The following is a 13,121-nucleotide window of genomic DNA, read 5'->3' on the forward strand; positions in this document are numbered from 1 at the left end:
ATGATAATTTCATGCGCTTTTCTATTTCAACCAAATCGAATTTATTTAACGATCAGTTTTTTAGTAGCTTTAAAATCTTTAGAAATAATATTTACAACATAAACTCCTGAAGATAAATGATGATTAACCTGTCCTGAAGCAGAAAGTCTTTCTGTTAAAAGAGTTCTTCCGTTTAAATCTGAAACGAAAATTTGAGCAGAATCTCCGCTTGCTAATTCAGGCATTACAATATTAAACTCATTATTAATTGCAGGATTTGGATAAATGCTAATTTCGGGTTCAGTTGTAGAAACTTCTTCAACATTTAGAGCCATTTTTGAAGTTCCAACCGTTGTCGCTTCCAATTGCCATTGTGCGCTGTACCAACCATCTTGTGAATTTCCGTATTGCGCGGAGCCAGTTTGATTTTCAACATGAATAATATTTCCTGACTGCCATCTGTTTCTTAAACGAGTCCAAGTTCCGTCGATATAATCGCTTGACCATTGTGCACTCCAGAAAGTAGTATCAGTTATATTGCACTGTACATTTCCAGTTTGTCCTTCGATATTCATTAGTTCACCTGTTGCCACATTTTTAAGTACAAAATAAGTGGCATCAATAGCGATTTTCTGCCATTTGTAATTGTTTCCAGAAACGCTTGCTCCGTATCCTGTATTTGTTCCTGCATCAGATAAATAAGCACCTGTCCATCTGTTTTTAATCGTATAATAATTTCCTCCACTAGGTGCTGTCGTAACCGATACTAAACAAGTGTTTGTTTTGTTTCCGTCTACAGTTGTAACAGTAATTGTTGCCGTTCCATTCGCTACAGCGGTAATTAAACCAGAAGCATTTACAGTTGCAACAGCGGTATTATTTGAATTATACGTTACCGATTTATTCGTTGCATTTGCAGGAAGAATAGTAGGAGTAAGTTGTTGCGTTCCGCCAACGTTTAATGAAGCTGTTGTAGGACTCAAACTTACGCTTGTAACCGCAACACCCGTTCCTGGATTAGAATCGTACCAAGCGCTGTTCATGTACCAGCCGTTTTTATCTCTGCTTAAATCAGCCGTTTGGTTGGTTCCGTCATTAAAAATTAAGTTGGTTGAAGTTATATTGGTAAAGGTATAACTGTACCATCCATTTCCGTTATCAGTCATGTTTACTCCTGGCCAGTTTACAGTAGCTAAAACTCCTGTTGGTAATGCATTCCAATAATAAATTTTAATTCCAGTTCCCCAGTTTGATGGTTTGTAGAAATAAACCGTGAAATTCGTATTCGGATTAACCGTAATGGTTGCCGAAGCTGTTTTATTTCCGTCTTGTGTAGTTGCTGTAATCGTTGCTGTTCCTGCTGCAACAGCTGTTACTAAACCAGCGCTATTAACAGTTGCAATTGCTGTATTGCTTGAAGACCAAGTTACATTTTTGTTTGTGGCATTTGCTGGCGAAATTGTCGTCGAAAGCTGTTGTGTATTTCCAGCATACAGACTTGCAGAAGTTGGAGAAACTGCCACAGAAGAAACTGGAATCGTAGCAACAGTTATAGCCGAAGTTGCTGTTTTATTTCCGTCAACTGTTTTAACTGTAATCGTTGCAGTTCCTGCTGCAACTGCTGTAACCAATCCAGACGCATTTACGGTTGCAACCGCTGTATTACTCGATGTCCAAGTTACATTTTGATTTGTGGCATTTGCTGGAGCAATCGTTGCATTTAACTGCTGTGTTGTGCCTAAACCAACTGTTACCGTTGTTGGACTAACTGAAACTCCGGTTACTGTGACAACAGGTGCATTGGTATTCGTTAAAACCAAATATTCGTAAGCAGCAAAATTACGTGTAGACCCTGCTGTTAAAGTTACTGAAGCATTATTGTTATACGGATTTACATAAGTTCCTGCCAAAGCTGCTGGAATAACATACGATTTAGCTGCATTTCTCAAATTTGACATTACGATTACTTTTTCTGTACCTAATGTTTTAGTGAAAATGCTAATATCATCATTTGCGTATGTCGTTAAATCACCGCGTCTGATGGCTGCGCTTGTTGTTCTGAAATTTAAGATTTTTGCAAAATCTGCAGCAGCTGTTGGATTTTGAGACCAGTTAAATTTAAAGTTCTGCCACGGCCAATCCGTTTTGGGTTCGTAGTCGATCTCTTGTCCGCTCATTAAAAAAGGAACCCCTTTCATGTAAGCAGAAACCAAGAAATTAGCAACAATTCCGTTATGATTCTTGAATACAATAATTGGCCTTCTTACGCCATCATCATTGGTGTACGTATCATGGTTACCCGTATATCTAACGATTTGCTGATTACCTGTTGCTTTTGCATATTCATAAGTTGTCTGATCTTGGATTCTTTGAGAAACTGGTCCGCCATTAGCAATATCATACAAACCTGCATGAAACCATCTGTCGCCATAATTCATATCGAAACCAACTTGAAAGTTTTCTTGTCTGTCACCTTCGGCTAACATTAATAAGTTATGAGAAGATATGCTTCTAAGATTTGAATTCACTTCTGACCAAAAATCCAAGGGAGGATTATTAGCATAATCGCAACGGTAACCATCAATGTTGGCAGCAAAAATCCAATAACGCATGGCGTCTTTTATAGCTGCTCGTGTTGCCGAACTGTTAAGATCTAGCGCTGCAATATCAGAGAAGTTTCCTAGTTGCTGAATGGTTGTGCCAGTTCGTTTATAATATTCAGGGTGTGAAGCAATCCAGACATTGTCCCAAGAAGTTCCGTTGATGGCGATGTCTAAAATAACGGCCATTCCGCGGCTGTGTGCACCATCAACCAGAGTTCTTAGATCGGCCAAAGAACCATATTCTGATCCGACAGCTTTAAAATCTTTGATACAATAAGGCGAAGGTGAACTTCGGGAATCGGTGCCGTGCGGAAAAATCGGCATTAAATAAATAACATTGGTTCCTAGTGCTTTTATATTATCTAATCGGGCAGTTACTCCGGCTAAATCTCCGTTGGCACTAAACGGACGAATATGCACCTGATACATATTGATATCTCTCGTGTCAGGCACTCCTGCAAACGGTGTTCCGTACTGCGGAGGATCTTGTGCATAAGCTGAACTTGCAAATAATAGTAGAAAGCAAATTAATGCTTTGGTAATATGAAATAATCTAGTGGTAATTTTGATTTCCATAATAATAGTTTTTTGCATGCTTGTCGGCATTTCTAACTAAAATTCATTCTTACTCGCATTGTTTTTAAATTCGACAAACATTTGTGGTTAATAGTTTTCAAAATAGTAAGTTTTTTTGCTCAAAAATGAGCGTAGGTTTTTCTGCCACGAATTATCGAATTAAGGATTTATCTAGAAAATCTTAATTCTGAAATTCGTGGTAAAAAAAAACTTAGAAACTGAGTATCTCAGAATCTTAGCGTCTTAAATTATAATTTTTTCAATCCTTTTAAATCTGAAGCAGTTCCTTCTTTGATACTGATAGCAACACCTCCACCTGGAGCTAAATACTGCTTCAATTTGGTTTTTGAGTTTACGATAACTTTAGTAACCGTATATTTTTGTGGATTCTGATTCCAATTGGCCTCTTTAGCATCGGCATAAATCGTTGCAACGAAATTTTTTCCTGCAGGTAAATAATCAAATGAAATGTTTGCTGTTCTGGCATTTTCATCTGTAATTCCGCCAATATACCATTCGTTTTTGCCTTTTGCTTTACGGGCAATGGTAATGTAATCTCCAGGTTCGGCTTCTAGAATATAACTGTTATCCCAATCTACCGCAACGTCTTTAATGAACTGAAATGCATCTGGAAAACGCTCGTAATTCCCCGGAATATCAGCGGCCATTTGCAGCGGACTGTACATAGTTACATAGTAAGCCAATTGTTTTACTAAAGTCGTGTTTACTCGTTGTGAACTTCCTGTTCCGTAATACGAAAGATCGGTCTGGAAAATTCCAGGCGTATAATCCATTGGACCTCCCATTAAACGGGTAAATGGTAAAATTGTAGTGTGATCTGGAGCTAATCCTCCCATAGATTCGAACTCAGTACCGCGCGCTGATTCCTGAGCAATCCAGTTTGGAAAAGTTCGGTTTAATCCCGTTGGTCGAACGGCCTCGTGGCTGTTAATCATAATTTTATAATCGGCAGCACGTTTCGCAACGTTAATGTAATGATTGACCATCCATTGTCCGTCATGATGTTCGCCACGTGGAATAATCTGTCCTACATAACCTGTTTTTACAGCATCATAACCGTTGTCATTCATAAATTGAAAAGCACGATCTAGACGACGTTCGTAATTTGTAGCCGATCCAGAGGTTTCATGGTGCATGATAATTTTTACACCTTTTGAAGCTGCATAAGCATGAACCGCTTTTACATCAAAATCAGGATATGCAGTAACGAAATCAAAAACGTCTTCTTTCCAGTTGCCAATCCAGTCTTCCCAGCCAATGTTCCAACCTTCGATAAGGATTGCATCAAAGCCATTTTTAGAAGCAAAATCAATGTATTCTTTTGCACGTTCTGTAGTGGCTCCGTGTTTTCCGTTTGGCGTAAGTTTCGTAAAATCATCTGTCATTTTTACGTTGTTTTCTTTCCCGAAAGCCCATGTGCTTCTTCCTGCAACAAAATATTCCCACCAAATTCCAATGTATTTTACAGGTTTAATCCATGAAACATCTTTGTAACTGGTTGGTTCGTTAAGGTTTAAAATTAATTTTGAAGCTAAAATATCAGTTGCTTTATCACTTACTACAATAGTTCTCCAAGGTGTTTGAGTGTCAGTCTGCATGTAGCCTTTTGCACCAACGGCATCTGGTGCCAAATGACTTGTCATTTTGTTGGTTTTGGCATCAACTTCAAGGTACATTGCGGGATAGTTAATTAATCCTGCTTCGTGAATGTTGATGTATAAACCATCGTCCGACTTCATCATAGATGGTGTTTGTACTGACAATTCTTTGATTGGTTGTTGTGCATTAATCTCAATCGTAGCTTTTTTCATCAAAGAAGGAATTTCTGAAATCTTTGATGTTGTATAAGCATATTCGTTGGTGTCATAATCTCCTGGAATCCAGAAAATTTTATGATTTCCAGCCAATTGAAATTCGGTGCGCTCTTCTTTAATTACAAAATAATTCAGGTCATTTTGTTTCGGAAATTCATATCTAAATCCCAATCCGTCGTTAAATAAACGGAAACGAATACGGATAAACCTATTGTTGTTTTTCGCTTGCGCTAAAGTGACAACCAATTCGTTGTAATGATTGCGAATTGTTTTTTCTTCTCCTAAAACCGGATTCCAATTTTCATCAACAGAAGATTGTGCAGTATTTGTAATGGTAAAACCATCCATAAACGAAGCGTTGTTTTTAAGCTCTAAACCTAAAGAACTTGGTTTAATAACCGGTTTCTGTTTGTATGATAATTGGTAAGACGGAATGCCGCCTTCTTTTAATTCAAATTTTAGAGAAAGATTTTTGTCTGGCGAAGTTATTTCTTGTGCCTGAAGCGAAAATACACTTAGGATAACAAAAAATAAAAGCGCTGTTTTTTTGTTCAAATGCATTTGAAGCAATGTTTTTTGGGATTGAAAATTCATTTTATTTAGTTTTTTGCAAATCTAACTTTATTAAAAGCTTTTATTCTTTTTTAAGTATTAAATATTGGTAAGCTTCTAAATTAATTTCTGAACCAATAGAAATTGTACTTCCAGTTAATGCATCTTTCCAGTTGGTATTAGTCAAAGCAATTGGAGTTGTGTATTTAATAGATTTATTTTTAATATTTGCTACAATTAAGACTTTTTCATTTGTAGTTTCCATTGTAAAAACACTTGCCTCGTTACTGCTGTAGCCAGTTAGTTTCCCTTTTCGGAGTGCTTCACTTGAATTCCTAAACGCAATTATTTTCTGATATTCTAAAAGCATTTCATTATCTGCAGTAGACCAATCGATAGGAACATTGTCAAAATAATCGATGCGTTTGTTGTACCCAATTTCCTGACCGTTATAAATCATAGGAACAGATTTCATGCTTGATGCAATTACAAATGCGGCTAAAGAACCTTTTTTTCCTCCAAAAAGTTCAAGCGGAGTTCCGTCAGAAAGATTCACGTCGTGATTTGTTGTGTAACGTACAATTCTTCTTGAAGCGTCCAGCTGTCCATATTCTTTAGAGCTTTCAGTTTGAAGATAACTTGCAGGCTGCGTTTCTGAAAACACTTTTTCTAAAGCGCCGAAATAAGCGAAACCAAAAGTATAATCGAATCCGGCATCAAAATGATTGACTCTAGTGCCTTCTGCCATTAATATCATCCTTTGGTTTTTGATTTTACGGATTTTAGAAATCGCTTCTGACCAGAAATTCATCGGAACAAAATCGGCTGCATCACATCTAAAGCCATCAATATTGGCATTGTAAACCCAATAGGACATGGCATCGATCATCGTCTTTTTCATTTCTGCATTGGTATAATTTAACTGCGCTACATCTTGCCAGTTTGTTCCAGGCGGAATGGTAATGTTTCCGCTGGCATCTTTTTGGTACCAATCAGGATGCGCTGTAATCCATTGATTATCCCAAGAAGTATGATTGGCAACCCAGTCTAAAATCACCGCCATATTTTTGCTGTGTGCTTCGGTAACCAATGCTCGAAGGTCTTCTAATGTTCCGTAATCAGAATTAACGGCTTTATAATCCTTAATAGAATAAGGAGAACCTAATTTTCCAGCTGTTTTTATTTTTCCAACAGGATAAATCGGCATCAGATAAATGACATTTGCACCTAGTTTCTGAATGTCTCCAAGTCGTTTCTGAACACCTTTTAAGTTTCCTTCTGGACTAAAAGAGCGCACATTTACTTGATAAATTACGGCATCTTCGTTGGCTGCCACTTTATCAAATGGAGATCCATACTGCTGATATTCATTTTCTGTTCCTGGATTTGGCTCTGGTTTAGGGTTTTCTTCAGAAGAACTGCACGACACAAAAGCTATTGAAAGCAGTAAAGCAAGAAAAATATTGGAGTTAGACTTCATAATTTTAAAATTAAATTGGATAGGTTTTGAGCGGCAGTTTTTATTTTTTTAGATAACCTGCCTTTTGCTCAGAAAGGCAGGTATCACTCAAAACTAATCTAACCAGTATGAATGATGTTAGATTATTTTTTAACTATGCTGCAAGTTGCTGTTGCAGGATAGCCATTTGTGTTTGGATCTGTTTCTTCAATAGTGAAGGTAATTTCATAAGTTCCCGCTTCAGAAATAGTGTAAGCACCTGCATTATCTTTAGTAATAACATTTTTAGACTCATCAGCAGGGCCATAATTTACATCCCATTTGTTGTTCAATCTGAATTTCAATGCTCCAGGAACTAAGTCTGCTGTTACTTTCCATGTTTTAGTTTGATGGTCATAACTCATTGGTGTACTGTTGTCCCATCCTCCCGTTTGAGCAGTTCCAACAATTCCCCATGCATAAGCAGTTGCAGACCATTTTAGCGTGTTCAAATTTACTTTAATTTGGTACGAACCTGCACTTGGAAGAAATAAATTATCATCATCCATTCTAACTAAATCTTCATTAGTAGCACCTGCACCATAAAATTCAGCCCATGTTCTGGCAGTATTTAATTTGAATGCTAGTGCAGTTCCTTCAGCAGTCATGTATCCTTGATAGACTCCTTTTTCAATTGCGGTTAAAGTTGCAGCAGTTTCAACCGCCCAACCTTGATAATCGCCAGGCATATAAATTTCGCCAAAAGCAACTGCTTTTTCATAAGGAGTAACAGTCAATTCTACGTTTTTAGAAAACACTTTTCTGTCCATTAGAGCTTCAACACGCACTACAAGTTTGCTTGCTTTGTCTATTGGTAAACCTAAATCTGTCGCAATTTTATTGAAATCTCTTACTGAAAAAGTTTTAGTCAAAATATCTTGCCCTACTTCTATACGTGTGGCATGTAGCCAAGCATTTGAACCCGTAATATCTGAAGGAACATCAAATTGTACAGCATAAGTTACAGGTGCTTCAATAGGAAAAGTGACTTTATCCCAAGAAATAGTAATGGCATCTGTATCTGCATTGTCTTCCAGAAGTACAAAAGTTGTACCTGGAGCAATTTTTATATCTGATGAGAACTGGACATCTTTTAGATAGGTTAATTCTGCATCATTTTCACAAGCAGCTCCAACAATAAGTAAGGCTGTAAGTGCAAATAATCTATTTATATATTGTTTCATATGTAGTTATTATTTGTTTTTAAAGTACTATGATACTGCCGTACTTCATTATTAAACTTGTTTTAGAACGGCGTTTTCATATAAAATACTTTTAATTAGTAACCTGGATTTTGTTTAAGACCTGGATTTGCATTTAAAGCAGAAGTTGGAATAGGATAGATTTTTCTATATTCTTCTGAACCTTCCATGAATTGTTTTGCGGCTAAGAAAGTTCCAAAACGGATCATATCTTGTCTTCTGTGACCTTCCCAGTTTAGCTCAAGACCTCTTTCGTTATAAATATCAGTTAAAGTAGGTACGTTATCCAAAGCTCCTAAACCAGCACGTTGCTTAACTGCGTCGATAAATGGTTTTGCAGCAGCGGGATTATTTAAACGAACATTACATTCCGCCATCATTAAAAGAACGTCTGCATATCTGTAAATAGGGAAGTCGTTTGATGCACCTCCGCCATTTCTAGGAGTTACAGGATAGAATTTAACGTTACGAACTCCTTCTTGAGCACCTGCTCCAGGATTGTCCAATGAACTGATGTCAAGTGTATAATTTGTTCCGCCTGGCTGTTCTCCAATTAAAAACTGTTTTTTACGAATGTCACTATCTGTATATTTTTGATAGAAATCTTTAGGAACAATTGTACCATTCCATCCGCTATACCCAAAAAGAGCCTGGCAATGTGGTCCGTATAAACTTCTTACGCTAAGAATATTTCTAGAAACAACATCTACAGTTGTATAGATAGAAAGGATAGTTTCATCTGCAGGAAGTACATCTCCGAACAATTCATAATACGTATTTCCAAGCGGACTTGCAGCATTGTTTGAAGCTGGGTGAAGGCTAAAATTTCCTTCAGAAACTTTTTGGCAAGCCGCAAGACATTCCGCCCATTTTGCTTGTCCTGTATAAACTTCTGCATTCAAATATACTTTTGCTAATAAAGTATAAGCGGCCCATTTGTTAAATCTTCCGTAATAATTTCCTCCTTTTTCTCCAGAAAGCAATTCTACATTTTCAGTCAATTCTTTTATAACAAAATCATAAACTTGCTGGCGGCTTGCTTGCGGAATTTTATCAACGGTAATATTATTGTCTGTGTAGAACGGAATATTTCCGTAATCATCCATTAACAGGTAATAGAAAAAAGCACGTAATACTTTTGCTTCTGCAATTTTTGACTTTTCTGCATTGGCAGTCTCTAATTGAGAAACGGCTAAATTGGCACTGAAAATTGATTTGTAAAGCCAATTCCAAGTGTTGTTTACCATCAAATCTGTTGGAAGCCATTTGTGCGTGTAAACACGTGCAAAGTCAAGCTGCCAGTCGCCTGTATTTCTGTGCGGAATTACTTGTTCGTCAGCAGCCATACTGTTCAAATCGTACCAGCCGTTATCTGCACCAGCGTATCCTACACCATCCCAGTTTCCGCCTACTTGAGCATATACACTAGCAAGCGCAACATCTGCACCGGCTGGGGTTCCGTAGAAATCTTCGGCAGGATATTTATCATAAATATTTTCATCTACATTGGTACAGCCAACAAGAGACAGGAAACATACACTTCCTAACACTAATATATTTTTAAGTTTCATTTCTTTTACTATTTAAATTTTACATTCAAACCGATAGCAATACTTCTGGTACGAGGATAAATCCCTCTATCTGAACCAAAGTTATCTTCAACTTTTCCACTTCCGCTCAAAGTTACTTCTGGGTCTATACCAGAGTAATTTGTGATAAGTAAAAGGTTGTTTCCTGTAAGAGAGATTCTAACAGATTCGATGTATTTAACATCAGTAAAACGAAAATTATATCCAGCAGTAACATTTTCCAGACGCAAAAATGAACCATCTTCTAAGTACATATCAGATGCGTAAGGAGAAGTGTAAATACCTTCATCTACAGCACTTGCCAGAATGTTAGATTTACCAATATTTTCCAGTTTGCTTATGTTAGCACGTACTTGGTTGTAGATTTTATTTCCTCCTGAACCTCTCCATAACATTGAAGCGTCAAAGTTTTTGTGCGTAAAGGTTGGATTGAAAGCATATGTATATTTTGGTAAAGCAGATCCTCTAATTACTCTGTCTGCACTTCTATCACCTTGATCAATCGTACCATTTCCGTCACGATCTTCGACTGTTTCAACTCCAGCGGCATCTACACCTGTGTGATGTAAAATATTATAAGTACCAATTGGCTGTCCTTTTATTAAGTAAGAACTTGAACCAGCGCCTCCCCAAGCAACATAATCTGTATTTAAAGGAACTCCATTAATACTGCCACTTAAGTTAAGTACTTCGTTTTTCATTAAAGAAACGTTTCCAGCAAGTGTAAAAGTGGTGTTTTCGTTTCTAATTACATCATATCCAAGAGCAACCTCAAGACCTTTGTTTGAAATACTTCCTACGTTTGCCTTAATTTTATTGAAAGGATAAGGAGGCTGAGGTACCGTATAATCAAATAATAAATTATCTGTTTTTGAAGTATAAACATCTATTGTTCCTCTTAATCTGTTGTCTAACATAGCAAAATCAAGACCGATATTGGTTTGTTTTTTAGTTTCCCATTTCAAATCAGGATTTGCGTTTTGAGCAATATTGAAATTATTAATTTGAGAACCACCAAAATAAGTGCTTCCACTACTACCAACCAAAAGTTGTGTTTTATTAGGCTCTAATCCTTGCTGATTACCTGTTTCACCATAGCCAACTCTTAATTTTAAATCGTTAATTAGAGATTGGTTTGCCATGAAATTTTCTTTTGAAATATTCCATGCAACAGATGCAGATGGGAAATACCCCCATTTATTGTTAGCTCCAAATACAGACGCACCATCTTTTCTAATACTTCCTGTAAACAAATAACGATCTGCATAAGAATAATTAATACGATTTAAGAAAGAAACAACAGTTCTGTCATTTTTGTACGATTTCATATCTCCAGGAAGTACTTTCGAAACGTCTCCCAATTCTAGATTATTGTACGTTGTCATGTCATCAACAAAACCTCTTATTTGAGCATAATTTCCTTGATACAATTGATTCTGCCACTCATACAATGCCAAAACATTTATGCTATGCGCTCCAAAAGTCTTTTTGTAATTAAGACTGATGTCCATTAATCTTTCGTTTTGTCTGTCATTTTTAATGTTAGCAAAACCTTTTTGATCAATTGCATGAGAATCTGTAGATGATGATGGATTATAAAAACCAATAGTTTTGTTTGTTTTTCTCCAGCTTCCGAACCAGCTTGCGGTTAATCCGTCAAATAAATCCAAATCAGCTTTTAAACTTCCAAACAAATTATCAGCTTGAGATTCGTTTGTAATTTCCTGCTGCGCAGCATAAGGATTTAAGTATTGAAAAACGTTTGGATCTGTAAAATACGTTCCGTCAGTATTAAAAACTGGATCAGTCGGACGCATTAAATAAGCATTTGTAATTAAGTTAGAAACATAATTTACACGTCCGATAGATTGAATACTTGAGGTGGTATAATCTGTTCCGTTGTTTAAATTATAAGTCAATCTTAATTTTCCATCTAAACCCGTTTGCGATGCCTGAACACGCGCAATATATTTTTTATTATTTGAATTGATTACAACTCCATCTTGCAAAATCGCACTGATCGAAGCTCTGTAATTAAATTTTTCTGCACCTCCGCCAAATGATAAAGTATGGTTTTGAGTGATTCCAGTTTTAGTTAAAATTCCGTACCAATCTGTATCAGAACCGTGGTTTGCAGATGCAGGAACACCAACATTTTGAGCCGCTGTCCACCATTCATCAGCGCTTAACATATCTAGTTTTTTTGGAATAAAATCTACAGATGCAGAACCGATATATTCGATTGTAGTTTTACCTGCTTTATTCTTTTTAGTAGTAACAATGATAACTCCAGGCGCACCGCGAGAACCGTAAATTGCAGTAGCCGATGCATCTTTTAAGATATCAATATTCTCGATTTCTGTTGGTGGAATCTGATTCAATAAATCTAAGTTTCCCTGAATTCCATCTACAACTACCAAAGGATCGTTTCCTCCGATAAGAGAAGAAACACCTCTAATACGCACACTTGGAGCACCACCTGGTTCACTACCAATCTGATTGATATTTACACCAGCTGCTTTTCCAGAAATCAATTGCAGCGGATTTACAAGAGCTCCCGGATTCATGTCTTTTGCATTAATTGTAGATACAGCTCCAGTAACATCTTTTTTAGACAAAGAACCGTAACCCACCAAAACAACCTCTTGTAAGTTGGTGGCGTCTGGTTCCAATTGAATGTTTAAAATGCCATTTCCAGCAGGAACTTTTTTTGTTTTATAACCCACAAAACTTACTACGATAATAGAAGAACTGCTTTCGACAGTAAATTTAAATTTACCATCAAAATCGGTTACCACACTATTTTTGGTTCCTTCTTCGATGATAGAAGCTCCAGGAAGCGGAGCACCATTTTCGTCAGTAATAATTCCAGAAATAGTTTCTTTTTCGCCTTGAATATTTTGCGATTTTAATTCTGGTTTTTTAAGAATAATCTGTGTGTCTCGAATTTTAAATTCGGTTGGGGTTCCTTTAAAAATTCGGTCCAAAACCACATATATCGATTGTTCCTTTACAGAGATTGAAACCGTTCGATCTAAGTCGACGTCATTCATTTTGTAAATAAATCTGAAATCTGTTTTTTGTTCAATGGTCTCAATAACCTTTTCGATTGTTGAATTGTTTAATTCAAGGGTAACTTTTGTTTTTTGAGCATAAGTACTTGCTTTGATATTAAACATGGCGACCAAAATAAGTAGAGTAGTTAATTTCAATTTTAGGTCATTTTGGAACAATGAGTATAGAAACCCATTATTCTTAGATTTTTTTTTCATAATTTTGTTAATTGA

Annotated in this window: 6 protein-coding genes; all 6 read right to left on the reverse strand. The window is 36.6% G+C overall.

Annotated features, from left to right (window positions below):
• Positions 1–41: 41 nt before the first annotated feature.
• Complete coding sequence (locus SOM12_RS17345) at positions 42–3,158, reverse strand: Ig-like domain-containing protein (protein WP_320494560.1); 3,117 nt, start codon at positions 3,156–3,158, stop codon at positions 42–44.
• A gap of 248 nt (positions 3,159–3,406) precedes the next feature.
• Positions 3,407–5,554 (reverse strand): glycoside hydrolase family 97 protein, encoded by a 2,148-nt coding sequence (locus tag SOM12_RS17350; protein WP_320494664.1) that lies wholly within the window; start codon positions 5,552–5,554, stop codon positions 3,407–3,409.
• Positions 5,555–5,627: 73 nt separating this feature from the next.
• Positions 5,628–7,025 (reverse strand): alpha-amylase family glycosyl hydrolase, encoded by a 1,398-nt coding sequence (locus SOM12_RS17355; RefSeq protein ID WP_320494562.1) that lies wholly within the window; start codon positions 7,023–7,025, stop codon positions 5,628–5,630.
• 122 nt (positions 7,026–7,147) lie between these two features.
• Positions 7,148–8,227, reverse strand: coding sequence for a SusE domain-containing protein (locus SOM12_RS17360; protein WP_320494564.1), 1,080 nt, complete (start codon positions 8,225–8,227; stop codon positions 7,148–7,150).
• 95 nt (positions 8,228–8,322) lie between these two features.
• Positions 8,323–9,816 carry a RagB/SusD family nutrient uptake outer membrane protein gene (locus SOM12_RS17365; protein WP_095929624.1) on the reverse strand — a complete coding sequence of 498 codons (1,494 nt, stop codon included), beginning with the start codon at positions 9,814–9,816 and terminating at the stop codon, positions 8,323–8,325.
• Between the two features lie 8 nt (positions 9,817–9,824).
• Positions 9,825–13,046 carry a TonB-dependent receptor gene (locus tag SOM12_RS17370; protein ID WP_320494566.1) on the reverse strand — a complete coding sequence of 1,074 codons (3,222 nt, stop codon included), beginning with the start codon at positions 13,044–13,046 and terminating at the stop codon, positions 9,825–9,827.
• Positions 13,047–13,121: the final 75 nt, after the last annotated feature.

The organism is Flavobacterium sp. CFBP9031 (assembly GCF_034044945.1).
GTDB lineage: Bacteria > Bacteroidota > Bacteroidia > Flavobacteriales > Flavobacteriaceae > Flavobacterium.